Source organism: Rhodococcus sp. C26F (assembly GCF_053345925.1).
On sequence record NZ_JBKFBA010000004.1, the window covers coordinates 135190 to 148942 of the forward strand.

The 13753-nt window shown below is 69.9% G+C and carries 12 protein-coding genes; 4 read left to right on the top strand and 8 right to left on the bottom strand.

Annotated elements, in window-relative coordinates; all coding sequences use genetic code 11:
* Positions 1-7: 7 nt before the first annotated feature.
* Positions 8-1651 carry an AMP-binding protein gene (locus ACLBYD_RS07530; protein WP_447815942.1) on the bottom strand — a complete coding sequence of 548 codons (1644 nt, stop codon included), beginning with the start codon at positions 1649-1651 and terminating at the stop codon, positions 8-10.
* Positions 1652-1759: 108 nt separating this feature from the next.
* Between ACLBYD_RS07530 and ACLBYD_RS07535 the strand changes: the two genes are divergently transcribed.
* Both ACLBYD_RS07535 and ACLBYD_RS07540 read left to right on the top strand, forming a co-directional pair.
* A complete protein-coding gene (locus ACLBYD_RS07535) occupies positions 1760-2623 on the top strand; it encodes a LuxR C-terminal-related transcriptional regulator (protein ID WP_006554249.1) in 864 nt (287 codons plus the stop codon).
* A 50-nt stretch (positions 2624-2673) separates the two neighbouring features.
* A complete protein-coding gene (locus ACLBYD_RS07540) occupies positions 2674-4029 on the top strand; it encodes an APC family permease (protein ID WP_447815943.1) in 1356 nt (451 codons plus the stop codon).
* 2 nt (positions 4030-4031) lie between these two features.
* Here ACLBYD_RS07540 and ACLBYD_RS07545 read toward each other — a convergent pair whose 3' ends face one another.
* The 5 genes from ACLBYD_RS07545 to dxr form a co-directional block, all read right to left on the bottom strand.
* Positions 4032-5873 carry a penicillin-binding transpeptidase domain-containing protein gene (locus tag ACLBYD_RS07545; RefSeq protein WP_447815944.1) on the bottom strand — a complete coding sequence of 614 codons (1842 nt, stop codon included), beginning with the start codon at positions 5871-5873 and terminating at the stop codon, positions 4032-4034.
* Positions 5874-5905: 32 nt separating this feature from the next.
* Positions 5906-6742, bottom strand: coding sequence for a GNAT family N-acetyltransferase (locus tag ACLBYD_RS07550; protein WP_447815945.1), 837 nt, complete (start codon positions 6740-6742; stop codon positions 5906-5908).
* Between the two features lie 114 nt (positions 6743-6856).
* A complete protein-coding gene (ispG, locus tag ACLBYD_RS07555; RefSeq protein WP_016691224.1) occupies positions 6857-8011 on the bottom strand; it encodes a flavodoxin-dependent (E)-4-hydroxy-3-methylbut-2-enyl-diphosphate synthase in 1155 nt (384 codons plus the stop codon).
* 45 nt (positions 8012-8056) lie between these two features.
* On the bottom strand, positions 8057-9274 hold the full coding sequence (locus ACLBYD_RS07560; protein ID WP_447815946.1) for a M50 family metallopeptidase: 1218 nt from the start codon (positions 9272-9274) through the stop codon (positions 8057-8059).
* A gap of 15 nt (positions 9275-9289) precedes the next feature.
* Positions 9290-10441 carry a 1-deoxy-D-xylulose-5-phosphate reductoisomerase gene (dxr, locus tag ACLBYD_RS07565; RefSeq protein ID WP_447815947.1) on the bottom strand — a complete coding sequence of 384 codons (1152 nt, stop codon included), beginning with the start codon at positions 10439-10441 and terminating at the stop codon, positions 9290-9292.
* A 151-nt stretch (positions 10442-10592) separates the two neighbouring features.
* On the opposite strand from dxr, the gene ACLBYD_RS07570 reads away from it, so the two are divergent.
* Positions 10593-10841 (top strand): DUF2631 domain-containing protein, encoded by a 249-nt coding sequence (locus tag ACLBYD_RS07570; RefSeq protein WP_088897315.1) that lies wholly within the window; start codon positions 10593-10595, stop codon positions 10839-10841.
* Positions 10842-10914: 73 nt separating this feature from the next.
* Here ACLBYD_RS07570 and rlmN read toward each other — a convergent pair whose 3' ends face one another.
* On the bottom strand, positions 10915-12024 hold the full coding sequence (gene rlmN, locus ACLBYD_RS07575; RefSeq protein WP_016691228.1) for a 23S rRNA (adenine(2503)-C(2))-methyltransferase RlmN: 1110 nt from the start codon (positions 12022-12024) through the stop codon (positions 10915-10917).
* A 136-nt stretch (positions 12025-12160) separates the two neighbouring features.
* Between rlmN and ACLBYD_RS07580 the strand changes: the two genes are divergently transcribed.
* A complete protein-coding gene (locus tag ACLBYD_RS07580; RefSeq protein ID WP_447815948.1) occupies positions 12161-13000 on the top strand; it encodes an HpcH/HpaI aldolase/citrate lyase family protein in 840 nt (279 codons plus the stop codon).
* Positions 13001-13006: 6 nt separating this feature from the next.
* On the opposite strand, the gene ACLBYD_RS07585 is transcribed toward ACLBYD_RS07580, so the two are convergent.
* The gene (locus ACLBYD_RS07585; RefSeq protein WP_447815949.1) at positions 13007-13750 is read right to left on the bottom strand and encodes a class I SAM-dependent methyltransferase; all 744 of its coding nucleotides are present in this window, start codon (positions 13748-13750) and stop codon (positions 13007-13009) included.
* Between the last annotated feature and the right edge of the window lie 3 nt (positions 13751-13753).

A 13753-nucleotide genomic window follows, 5' to 3' on the forward strand; every position in this document is an offset into this window, starting at 1 on the left:
GCGCCGATCAGCCCACAGCGCCCGCCTGGCGCAGCTTGAAGCGCTGGACCTTGCCGCTCGGCGTCTTGGGCAGGTGCGGCACGAAGTGCACCGCGCGCGGGTAGGCGTGGGCGGCGTACTTCTGCTTCACGAGCTTCTGGAGCTCCGCCTCGAGCGCGTCGTCGCCCTCGACACCCTCCCGCAGCACCACGAACGCCTCGAGGACCTCCCCCCGCAGTTCGTCCGGCAGACCCACAACGGCGGCCTCGATCACGTCGGGGTGCATCACGAGCACCGACTCGACGTCGAACGGGCCGATGCGGTAACCGGCCATGATGATCACGTCGTCGTCGCGGGACGAGAAGAAGAAGAAGCCGTTCTCGTCGACCTTGCCGGCGTCGCCGGTCAGGTACCAGCGGCCGTCCTCGCTGAACCGGTCGGCGGTCTTCTCGGGTGCGTCGACGTAGCCGGTGAACCACACGAGCGGGCTCGCGTGCACGTCGATCGCGACGCGTCCGACCTCACCGGGCTCGGCGATCTCGTCGCTGTCCTCGCGCAGCACCGCGCAGCTCCAGCCCGGCAGCGGCTTGCCCATCGAACGCGCCGGGGTGTCCTCGCGCAGCTCGTCCGCCCACGCGTCGACGACGAACATGCCGTGTTCGGTCTGTCCGTACTGGTCGCGCACCACGACACCGAGGGTCTCCTGCGACCACTCGAGGACGTCCGGGGTCAGCGGCTCACCGGCCGAGGAAGCACGACGCAGCCGCACCGGCGGGTGCTCGGCGGTGTCGGCCTTGAGGCTGCGGTAGACCGTCGGGGCCGCCGCGAAGTTGGTCACCCCGAAGGTGTCGAGGATCTGCCAGGTGAGCGCGGGCGAGAAACCGGCGTGCAGCAGGAGGCTGCGCCGACCGGCCGCGAGCGGCCCGAGCAGCGCGTAGTAGAGCCCGTACGCCCATCCCGGATCGGCCGCGTTCCAGAAGACGTCGTCCTTGCGCACGTCGAGGCCGAACTCCAGGTAGGCGTGGAAGGACGCCAGCGCCTTCACCGGGACGGGAACACCCTTGGGAGTGCCGGTCGTGCCGGAGGTGAACAGCTGGACCAGGCGCCCCTCGGCGCCGACGGCGACAGCCTCGCCACGCGGGTCGTCGGCCGACTGCGCGGCGACCAGCTCGCCGAAGTCGCGGGCCCCACGCCCGGACGCGTCGGCGTCTCCCTCACCGGCCACGACGACCTGCCACGGCACCTCGGCGGGAAGATCCGATCCCGCGGCGAGCTTGCCGGCCTGATCACGATCGGCCACGACCACCTTGGTGCCGCTCGCGTCGAGTCGGAAGGCGATCGCCGGCGGGGCGAAGGCGGTGAAGAGCGGCACGTGCACGGCGCCGCGACGCCAGATACCGAGAACCGCGACCACCAGGTCTGCCGACTTGCCCATGAGCGTCGCGACGTGGTCGCCGGGTTCGACACCGAGATCCGCCAGCGCCGCGGCGAAGCGGGTCGACCGTTCGCGGAGCTCGCCGTAGGTGAGATCGGTGGAGCTCAGGTCCGCGTCGACGACGGTGAACGCCACCGCGTCGGCGGGATGGTCGTCGCACAGCAGTCGGGCTGCGCAGGCGTCTGCCGTGTCGTACCGCTCGAGCAGTGTCCGCACGCGGCTCGCGGTGTCGCCCATTGTGGTCCTTTCGTCCGTACCGGCCAGGGTGTTCCTGATCTGTGGAGCACACCCGTTCGACGTCTATGATTCGAGTCACACCATGTTCCCCGATACCCCCGGAAAGGGGTGGCGTTCGTGTCGTCCTCCTCGTCGGCGCTGCTGCGTCCCCGTGACGGTGATGCCCTGCGCGGTGAACTCCGCCGCACCGCGGCGCAGGCACAGCTGCCGGTGGTCTTCGCCGGCGAGGTCCAGCAGGGATCGCTGCAGCTCAGCGAATTCTTCGGCACCCGCACCAACAGCCTGGCGGGGGTCGTGGTGCCTCCGCGGGCCGGTCTCGGCGGTCGCGTCCTCGCGGAGTCGCGGGTGGTGACGGTGTCGGACTACGGTCGCTCTGCGTCGATCACGCACCACTTCGACCGTCCCGTTCTGTACGAGGGATTGCGGTCCATCCTCGCCGTGCCGGTACTCGTCGAGGGCAAGGCCCGCGCGGTGTTGTACGGCGCCGCGCGCGAGTGCGCGCCGGTCGGTGATCGGGCGGTGACGGCGTTCGCGCAGGCGGCCGCACGTCTCGCGCACGAGATCGAGGTGCGCGACGAGGTCGATCGGCGACTCGCGATGCTCGAGCGGTCGTCCGGCGACCGCGATCCCGTCGCGACCGCGCAGGTCCGCGAGGTCCACGCCGAGCTGCGGGTGCTCGCGCAGGGCACGACCGATCCGGCGCTGCAGGAGAAGCTCCGCTCGTTGTCCGACCGTCTCGCCGGGGTGCTCGACGGAACGGAACCGGAACCGACGGACGTCGTGCTGTCCCCGCGCGAGACCGACGTGCTGTCCCATGTGGCGCTGGGGTGCAGCAACGCCGAGATCGCCCAGCGACTGTCGGTCGGCGCCGAGACGGTCAAGAGCTACCTGCGCAGCGCCATGAGCAAGCTCGACGTCCATTCCCGCCACGAGGCCGTCGTCGCCGCGCGAAAATCGGGTCTGCTGCCCTGAATCCGGCCGGTCCCCCGCCGGCGGACAGGGTGCGCGGAAGGGGGCCTGCGGTGGCCGAGACGACCGACTCACCCCAGCTCGTCCGCGTCCTCGGGCCGGGTCTGCTCCTGCTGTTCGTCATCGGCGACATCCTGGGCACCGGCATCTACGCCCTCACCGGGGAGGTCGCGAACGAGGTCGGTGGCGTGGTGTGGCTGCCGTTCCTCGTCGCGTTCGCCGTCGCGACGGTGACGGCGTTCAGCTATCTGGAGCTGGTCACGAAGTATCCGCGGGCGGCCGGAGCGGCGCTCTACACGCACAAGGCGTTCGGCGTGCACTTCCTGACCTTCCTGGTGGCCTTCGCCGTGATGTCCTCGGGCATCACCTCTGCCGCCACGGCTGCGCGGGCGTTCGCCGCGAACTTTGCCGAGGCCTTCGGACTCGACCTGGCCGGCACGGCCGGGATCACCGTAATCGCGCTGGTCTTCGTCCTCGTCCTGGCGGTGATCAACTTCCGCGGGGTCGGCGAGAGCGTGAAGACCAACGTGGTGCTCACGATGATCGAGTTGGGCGGCCTGCTCATCATCGTCGCGATCGGCATGTGGGCGTTGGGTTTCGGCGGCGGCGACTTCTCGCGTGTGGTCGAGATCGATCCCGGCGACCGGTCCGTCTTCTCCGCAGTGGTGGCGGGGACGGCCCTGGCCTTCTTCGCGATGGTGGGATTCGAGGACTCGGTGAACATGGCCGAGGAGTGCAAGGAGCCCACCCGAATCTTCCCCCGGATGCTGCTGCTCGGCCTGGGTCTCGCCGCGCTGGTGTACGTGCTCGTGTCGATCACCGCGATCGCGCTCGTCGCGCCCGAGGAACTCGGGGCGGGCGAGACGCCCTTGCTGCGGGTGGTCGAGGTCGGCGCGCCGGCGTTCCCGGTCGGGATCTTCGCCTTCGTCACGATGTTCGCGGTGGCCAACACCGCGCTGATCAACATGCTGATGGCGAGCCGGCTGGTCTACGGCATCGCCCGCGAGGACGTCCTGCCCGCCGTCCTGGGGCGGGTGCACCCGACGCGCCGCACGCCCTATGTCGCGATCGCGTTCACGACGCTGCTCGCGGTCGGTCTCGTCGTCTTCGTCGGTGGGGTGCCCGAACTCGGGGGGACGACGGCGCTGCTCCTGCTGGGGGTGTTCGCGATCGTGAACGTCGCGGCCCTGGTCCTGCGCCGGGACCACGTGGAGCACCGGCACTTCCGCGCGCCGACGATCCTTCCGCTGCTCGGGGCGGCCAGCTGCCTGTTCCTCGTCCTGCCGTGGGTCGACCGGCCCGCGACCCAGTACCGGACGGCCGGGGTGCTGCTCGGGATCGGCGTGGTGCTGTGGCTGGTGACGCGACTCGCGGGCCGGCGCGACGGTCGGCCCGCGAGTACGACCTGAGCTCAGGCTCCCTCGTCGTATTCCGGCGGCAGAGCGGCGAACATGTCGCGGGTGACCGCGACCGCGTTGTCGGAGCTGCCGCCGCGCACGACGAGCGTTGCGAACGCCAGATCACCGCGGTAACCGACGAACCACGAGTGCGACCCGCCCTCGACCTCGGCCTCGCCGGTCTTGCCGTAGACGTCGCCCTGGTCCCGGATGCGGTCGGCGGTACCGCTCGTGATCACCAGGCGCATCATCTCGCGCAGACCCTCCACCATCTCCGGCGTCACCGGCGGCGGCGAACCGCTCACAACCGTCTCGCGACCCGCGATGAGATAGGGCACCGGGGTACGGCCGGCGGCGACCGTCGCCGCGGTGAGCGCCATCCCGAACGGGCTCACAACCACCTTGCCCTGACCGAAGCCGTCCTCGGTCCGTTCGACGAGATCCTCCGCGGGCGGAACCGATCCGGTGAAGGTCGGCATCCCGACCACCTCGTAGTCCACACCGATACCGAACTGCGAAGCGGCGACGGTCAGCGCGTCCGGGGCCATCTCGGAGGCGAGCTTGGCGAAGGAGGTGTTGCAGGATCGGGCGAAAGCGGTAGCGAGAGAGACCGTCCCGAGCTCGAACTCGTTGTAGTTCGGCACGCTGCGCTCGCCGATCGTGATGCGGCCGGGGCACGGCACCATCGTGTTCGGGGTCGCGCGGCCCTCGGCGATCGCCGCACCGGAGGTGACGATCTTGAACGTCGAGCCCGGTGGGTACTGGCCGGCCAGCGCGACCGGCCCGTCCCTGTCCGCGGCCTTGTTCTGAGCCACCGCCAGCACCGCACCCGTGGACGCCTCGATCACGACCGTCATCGCCTGCTCGGTGCGGGCGTCGACGGCCGCCTGAGCCGCGAGCTGGAGGGGACGGTCGAGACTGACCGAGAACGACGGCACCGGCTGCGGCGGCGTCTCGGTGAGCACCCCGGTGTCCACGCCGTACTGGTTCACCACGACGACACTCCACCCGGCGGTGCCGTCGACCTCGTCGATGACGGTCTTCTTGATCTGACCCACGAGATCGGGTGCGAAGTTGCGGTCGGTCGCGACGAGGTCGGCCTGCTCGGTCACCACGACACCGTCGATCCCGGCGAGACGTGGGGCGACGCGCTCGTAGTCGTCCTCGCGCAGTCGCATCACCGACCGCGGTCCGGACGAGGCCGTCACCGATTCCGCGATCGCCTGCGCCGTGAGCGAGGAATCGAACTCCGACAACGTCGACGCGAGCTGTCGTGCGGCACCGGCGACGTCGGTGGTCTGCGAGGCGTCGAAGGCGATGCCGTAGACCGTGCCGGGGACGAGGATGTCGCTGCCTGCGTGCTCGTTGACCCGGGCACGCGGCGCCGGGCTGCTGCGGAGCTGCATGGTCTGCCGTTCACCGAGCTGCGGGTGCAGCGCGGACTTCGCCCACCGCACGATCCAGTCGTTCCCGCTGCGCCCCATGTTGAGCTCACCGGTGTACTGCCATACCCGTTCCTTCGGCAGGTGCCACTCGTAGTTGTAGCCCACGGTCGCGGAGTCGCCGCTGATCCGGGTGGATGTCGTTGTGGCGGTGAGGGATTCGGCCTGAAGCCCGTCCAGGACCTCCTCCATCGCGACGGCCGCGTCGTCGGGGCGGTCGGTGCGATCCGCCGCCGACGCGACGTCCTGCGCGGCGAACGAGTCGAGAAACGCCTGGGCGGCGGCCTCCGGCCCGGCCGGCTGCGGCGTGCACGCGACGGCCAGGCCGAGGAGCACGATGGCCGCCGACAACACAGCGCCGATCCGGAGTGCGCGTGCGTACGGGGATGCCGGGGTGGAACTTCGAGGTCTCATCGCCCGTCATCGTAGGCAGAGCCGACGGGAAATCAGTCGAGCAGCACCGTGGAGAACGTCGCGACCTGACGGAAACCCGCGCGGGCGTAGGCTCCACGAGCCGGGGCGTTGAAGCTGTTGACGTAGAGGCTGGGCAGGCGACCGCTGCGAGCGACCGCGCAGGCCACCGCGGCCGTACCGATCGTGCCGAGGCCCGAGCCGCGATGCGCGGGATCGACCCAGACGCCCTGGATCTGGCCCACCGTGGACGACTGCGAACCCACCTCCGCCTTGAACACGACCTGTCCGTCCTCGAACCGCGCCCAGGCGCGTCCCGCCGCGATCAGGCTCGCGACGCGGCGCCGGTAACCCGCACCGCCGTCACCGGTGCGCGGGTCGATGCCGACTTCCTCGATGAACATCGAGATCGCGGCCGGCAGATAGCTGTCGAGTTCGTCGGGCCGGACGGGACGGACCTGCGGGTCGGGTTCGACGAGCGGCTCGCGGTCGAGAACGAGCAGGGGTTGCTCGGCCCTCACCTCGCGGGGAGCGCCCCACACCGATTCGAGCCGCTCCCACATCGGCAGCGCGTACTCCGCGCGACCGACGATGGACGAACACAGTCGCGGCCCGCGACTCGCGCGCTCGGCGAACGCCTGGATGTCGTCCGGACTGCCCAGCAGCGGAATGAGGTTCGCACCCGAGAAGCACAGCGAGGTCTCCGGGCCGCCGCGGCTCCACATCTCGCCGCCGACGGCACGCCCGTCGAGTCCGTACTCCTCGACGCGGCCGGCCACCATGCACGCGGCCACGGGGTCGCGGGAGAGCACCCGGAGCACCGCGGCGGTGTCACGTCCGCCCAACGACCGGACACCCAGAAGCTTGAGCACTCGCTCACCACCCGTCGACAAGCCGATACGAGATCAGAGTGCCATGCCGGACGGCGGCGTGGAAACCTGAGTCCTCGAAAGTGAGAGAACGCCGTCCCGTGCGCCCCACCCGTATCAGCCGACCGACACCACGGGGCCGCCGCCCGAGGCGTTGCCTTCCATCTCGTCGGCGATGCGCATCGCTTCCTCGATGAGGGTCTCGACGATCTGCGCCTCGGGCACGGTCTTGATGACCTTGCCCTTGACGAAGATCTGGCCCTTGCCGTTTCCGGAGGCCACACCGAGATCCGCCTCGCGGGCCTCACCGGGTCCGTTGACGACGCAACCCATCACCGCGACCCGCAGCGGCACCTCCATGCCCTCGAGTCCGGCGGTGACCTCGTTGGCGAGGGAGTAGACGTCCACCTGGGCGCGCCCGCAGGACGGGCACGAGACGATCTCGAGCTTGCGGGGACGCAGGTTCAGCGACTGCAGGATCTGCGTGCCGACCTTGATCTCCTCGGCGGGCGGCGCCGACAGCGACACGCGGATGGTGTCGCCGATGCCCTCGCTCAGCAGCGCCCCGAAGGCAACGGCCGACTTGATGGTGCCCTGGAAGGCGGGGCCCGCCTCGGTCACGCCGAGATGCAGGGGGTAGTCGCACTGCGCGGCGAGCTGCCGGTATGCCTCGACCATCACGACAGGGTCGTTGTGCTTGACGGAGATCTTGATGTCGCCGAAGCCGTGTTCCTCGAACAGGCTCGCCTCCCAGAGGGCGGACTCGACGAGCGCCTCCGGCGTGGCCTTGCCGTACTTGGCGAGCAGCCGGGGGTCGAGCGAGCCGGCGTTGACGCCGATGCGGATGGGGATCCCGGCATCGCCGGCCGCCTTGGCGACCTCCTTGACGCGACCGTCGAATTCCTTGATGTTGCCAGGATTGACGCGCACGGCCGCGCAGCCGGCGTCGATCGCGGCGAAGATGTACCGCGGCTGGAAGTGGATGTCGGCGATCACCGGGATCTTGCTCTTCTTCGCGATGATCGGGAGTGCGTCGGCGTCCTCCTGACGCGGGCACGCGACACGCACGATGTCGCAGCCGGACGCCGTGAGCTCCGCGATCTGCTGGAGGGTGGCGTTCACGTCGTGCGTCTTCGTGGTGGTCATCGACTGCACGGACACCGGGTGATCGCTGCCGACGCCGACATTTCCGACCATGAGCTGGCGGGTCTTGCGTCGGGGCGCGAGGACCGCAGGAATTTCGGGCATGCCCAATCCGACGGGGCTGGTCACAGTTCGCCTTCTTTCGTCGCTACTCGGCAATTCTACCGGCGCAGATCAGAACAGCTTGATGGGGTTGACGATGTCTGCTGTGAGGGTGAGCACCATGTAGGCGCCACCGATGACCACCGCCACATAGGTCAGCGGCAGCAGTTTCATGTAGTCCACGGGCGGGCCGACCGGCAGTCCGCGCAGTCCGCGCAGCCAGTTGCGGGCCTTCTCGTAGATCGCGACGGCCATGTGCCCGCCGTCGAGCGGCAGCAGCGGGAGGAGGTTGAACGCACCGAGGAAGAAGTTCAGCTGTGCGAGCAGCAACACGAACGACTCCCAGATGCCGCGCTCGGCGAATTGACCGCCGATGACACTGGCGCCCACGACGCTGACCGGGGTGTCGACCGCGCGCTCTCCCCCGGTGACGGCCGTCCACAGGTCGGCGACCTTGCTCGGCAGGCTCACGAGGGCCTCGGCCGTGCGGACCGCCAGGTAACCGGTGAAGTCGAAGGTCGCGGGGATCGCCGAGAGCGGCGTGTACTCGATGATGCCCGGCTCCCCCCCGACCCCGATAGCACCGACGGTGCGGGAGACGGGTTCGGCGTCGGGCGACTCGCTCTCGTAGACCCAGCGCTGGACCTGCTGGACCGTGACGGGCACGGTGAGGGTCTCCTCGCCGCGTTCGACGGTGAACGGCACGGTGCCCGCCAGGGGCTGCGTGGCCCGGACGAGGTCGCCGAAGGTCTCGACGGACTGCCCGTCCACGGCGACGATCACGTCGCCCGGTTCGATGCCGGCCTGCTCGGCCGGGCCGGGACCCGAGCAGTCGGCCGGGGTGTAGTCGGGCGGGCCGTCCTGGGTCGGTGCGGCACAGCCGACGGTGCCGACCACCGCGCGGTTGTCGGTGTTGGGCAGTCCCGCACTGGCGGCAAGGCCGTAGATGAGCACGATGCCGAGCAGGAAGTTCATCGCGATGCCGCCCGACATCACGACGAGGCGCTTCCACGTCTTCTGCTTGTACATCGCGCGCTCGACCTCGTCGGGCGCGAGTTCGTCCAGGGCCGTCATGCCGGCGATGTCGCAGAACCCGCCGGCCGGAACCGCCTTGAGACCGTATTCGGTCTCACCGCGGCGGAAGGCGAACACACGGGGACCGAACCCGATGTAGTAGCGCCGGACCTTCATGCCCAGCTTCTGCGCCGTCCACATGTGGCCGGCCTCGTGCAGGGCGATGGAGATGGCGATGCCGAGGGCGAACACCACCACGCCCAGTGCGAACATCATGAGTGGCCGATCCTCCTATACGAGTGTGCGCGCCCGGTCGCGGGCCCAGCCGTCGGCGGCGAGCACGTCGTCCACGGTACTGGGTTCGGCGGACCACTCGTGTGCGTCGTTCAGCACGGCCTCGACGGTCTGCACGATCCGCGGGAACGACAGCGTCCCCGCGAGGAAGGCCTCGGCGGCGACCTCGTTGGCCGCGTTGTAGACGGCGGTGAGGCATCCGCCGCCCGCGCCCGCTTGGCGCGCGAGCCGCACGGCGGGGAAGACGTCGTCGTCGAGGGGTTCGAACTCCCAGGTGGACGCGGTCGAGAAGTCGAGTGCCGGGGCGGCGTGCGGGACGCGGTGCGGCCAGCCGAGGGCCAGCGCGATCGGCAGCTTCATCGACGGCGGCGATGCCTGGGCGAGGGTCGATCCGTCGACGAAGGTGACCATCGAGTGCACGATCGACTGCGGGTGCACCGTCACGTCGATCCGGTCGTAGTCCACACCGAAGAGCAGGTGGGTCTCGATGAGTTCGAGTCCCTTGTTGACGAGGGTCGCCGAGTTGAGGGTGTTCATCGGCCCCATCGACCAGGTGGGGTGGGCGCCGGCCTGTTCGGGCGTCACCGATTCGAGGCGATCGGCGGTCCAGCCGCGGAACGGACCGCCCGAGGCGGTGAGCACGAGACGCGCCACCTCGCCGCCGGTGCCGCCGCGCAGGCACTGCGCGAGCGCGGAGTGCTCCGAGTCGACGGGCACGATCTGGCCCGGCGCCGCCGCCTTCGTGACGAGCGAGCCGCCCGCGACCAGCGATTCCTTGTTCGCCAACGCGAGTCGTGCACCGGTACCGAGCGCCGCGAGCGTCGGTTCGAGGCCGAGGGAGCCGACGAGGGCGTTGAGCACGACGTCGGCCTCGACCTCGCGCACGAGTTCGGTGACAGCGGTCTGGCCGCTCCGGACCGGCAGATCGAGACGTGCGGCGGCGTCGGGGTCGGCCACGGCCACCTCGCGGACACCCGTCGCGCGGATCTGCTCGGCGAGCAGGTCCGTCTTGCCTCCGCCCGCGGCGAGACCGACGACTTCGAAGTCGTCGTGGTTGGCGGCGATCACGTCGAGTGCCTGGGTACCGATGGAACCGGTACTGCCCAGCAGGAGCACCCGGGTGCGGGAAGAAGATCGAGTGTCGGCCACGCGAGCATTGTTCCCCACGCACCTGAACGGTTCCTGAACCGCCCGGTCTGCACCCCTCGGAAGGCGCCACACGCATGCCCCGCTTCGTACGACGCGGGGTCGTATGTCACGATAAGCAGCAACAGCAGCATCTGGTGAGCAGGAGGAAACCGTGGCCGGTACCGAGTTGCAGTCCACTCGTGGTGATGTGGCGGCGGAAGTGCCGTCCGCCGAGTGGGGTTGGAGCGGGGAAGCCCCCAAGTTCTTCCGCGTCATGGCCCTGATCGTGGCGGTGTTCCTGCTGCTGATGCTGATCGGCAACCACGAAGGCCACGTCGAGAGCCTGTACCTCATCGGTTCGTCGGCTCTGCTGATCTTCATCGTCGCGCGCGATGCGGTGCGTCGCCGCCGGTTGCGCTAGGTCCATCGACGAAAGGCNCGGGCCTTTCGTGTCTGTCGGGGGTCGGCTCAGCTCGGCTGTCACATCTGTCGGCTCAGCCCTCGGCAGCGAGCTGACCGCAGGCCGCGGCGATCTCCTGGCCGCGGGTGTCGCGCACGGTGCACGACACGCCCTGGGCCTGCACGCGCCGCACGAACTCGCGTTCGACGTCCTTCGGGCTGGCGTCCCACTCACTACCCGGGGTGGGGTTGAGCGGGATGAGGTTCACGTGCACGAGCGACCCGAGAGCCTTGTGGAGCTTCTTGCCGAGCATGTCGGCGCGCCACGGCTGGTCGTTGACGTCGCGGATGAGGGCGTACTCGATCGAGACGCGCCGGCCGGTCTTGTCGGCGTAGTACCGCGCCGCCTCGAGGACCTCGGCGACCGACCACCGGTTGTTGACCGGGACGAGGGTGTCGCGCAGTTCGTCGTCCGGGGTGTGCAACGACACTGCGAGGGTGACGCTGAGTCCTTCGTCGGCGAGGCGGCGGATGGCCGGTGCGAGTCCCACGGTGGAGACGGTGACCGAACGCTGCGACAGACCGAGGCCTTCGGGGGCGGGTGAGGTGATGCGCCGCACCGCCGCGACCACGCGCTTGTAGTTCGCGAGCGGCTCGCCCATGCCCATGAACACGACGTTCGACAGCCGTCCCGGTCCGCCGGCGACGTCACCGTCGCGCAGGGCAGCGGCAGCCGCGCGCACCTGGTCGACGATCTCGGCCGTCGACAGGTTGCGGTCGAGACCGCCCTGGCCGGTCGCGCAGAACGGGCATGCCATGCCGCATCCGGCCTGGCTGGAGATGCACAGCGTGGCGCGGTCGGGATAGCGCATGAGGACGCTCTCGAGCAGGGTGCCGTCGTGGGCGCGCCACAGGGTCTTGCGGGTCTCGCCTCCGTCGCACGCGATGTGCCGGACCGCGCTGAGCAGGGGCGGGAACAACGCCTCCCCCACCTTGTCGCGGACGGCGGCGGGCAGATCGGTCATCTTCGCCGGATCCGCCTCGAGTCGCCCGTAGTACTGGCGGGCGAGCTGGTCGGCGCGGAAGGCCGGAAGCCCCAGTTCGCGCACCGCATCACGACGCTGATCTGCGTCGAGGTCGGCGAGATGGCGCGGCGGAAGACCGCGCTTGGGTGCATCGAAGACCAGGGGCAGGGAAGAAGCCATAATCACCTATTGTCCCATGATCCGGGACGGATGGGTCCGGGCTTCGCTGTGATACTCGCCCCCATTCCTGTGCCGGTGTCACCGGTCGGTCTCCCTCACGCCGAGTCACCCGGGCGCGGAGGGGGAATACGGGAGCATGGACATCATGACCGGTCTCGTCGCTCCCGAAGTCGCACGCTCGTGGTTGCTCGTTCCGGGCCGCTCCCCCGATCTCTTCGACGCCGCCGCCGACTCGCCCGCTGATGCGGTGGTGCTCGACCTCGAGGATGCCGTACCCGCCGCGGCCAAACCCGCCGCTCGCGACGGCATCGTGGCGTGGCTGCGCGAGGGTGGGAAGGCCTGGGTGCGGGTCAACGACGCCACCACGTCGTTCTGGGCCGACGATCTCGCCGCGCTCGCCGGCCTATCGGGCCTGCAGGGCGTCATGCTCGCGAAGGCGGAGAGCGGTCACCAGGTCGAGGCCACCGCCGACCTGCTGCCGGAGGGCACGCGCATCCTCGTGTTGATCGAGTCGGCGATGGGTCTCGAGGCGGCTCCCGAGATCGCCCGCGCGGAGGGCACCTTCCGCCTGGTCTTCGGCAGCGGCGACTTCCGGCGCGACACCGGCATGAGCGACAGCCCGATGGCGATGGCGTACGCGCGATCGCGGTTGGTCATCACGAGCCGCGCCGCGCGCCTGCCGGGACCCATCGACGGACCCACACTCAGCGACGACCCCGAGGTCCTCGAGCGTGAGGCCGAGCTGACCCGCTCGATGGGGATGACCGGCAAGTTGTGCATGACCGGCGAACGCGCGTCGTACGCGAACGTGGCTCTGAGCCCGAACAGCACGGACGTGGACTGGGCGGAAGGCATCATCGACAAGCTCGGTGAGGACGGGCGCAACGTCCGCGACGGCAGCGACCTGCCGAACCTCGCGAAGGCGAAGAAGATCACCGAGCTGGCGCGGATGTTCGGTATCGGCCGGTCGCGCTGACCGGTCTCAGCTCAGTTCCAGGCCGATGGGTCTGCGGCGCACGTGCAGCCGGTAGCGGACGGTGAGCGTCGTGCCGGGTGTCTCCCGGATCGCCCGGGTCGCGACGCGGGGTGCGAACTCGATGCCGAGCACCCGCTCGAGGGTCGCGCGGTCCGGGAACTCCCACAACGTGTCGATGCGGCGCAGATCGAATCCCTGCGCCTCGAAGAACGCCTCGACCGCGGCCGGGTCGTAGTGCGGCAGGTCGTCGCGCATCCAGTCGCCGTAGGGATGGGCGGTGGCGTCGAGGTCGACGACGGCGAGCGCCCCGCCGGGACGCAGCACACGCATCGCCTCGAGGATTCCGGCGCCGCACCCGGGGCCGAAGAAGTAGGCGGTGCGGGCGTGGACGAGATCGACCGAGGCGTCGGGCAGCGGCATGTCCGCGGCGGAGCCTTCCGTCACGGTGACCGACGGAAGATCTGCCACGCGGGTGCGGGCCGCGGCGACCAGCGGCGGGTGCGGCTCGATTCCGGTCACCGTGCGTGCGTCGGCCGCGAACATCGGAAGGTGGAAACCCGAACCGCACCCGACGTCGACGACGTGGCGGCCGGTCCAGTCCGCGGCCTCCCGCAGCGCCGCGTACACGGCGCCGCGGGGGTCCTGCGCGCGGTTCTCCTCCTCGTACACCTCGGGCCAGTGCCAGATGTTGGGGCTGGCGATCACACCACTTCCCGACTTCGGCGCACGAAGCTTCGACGGACACACCATCGG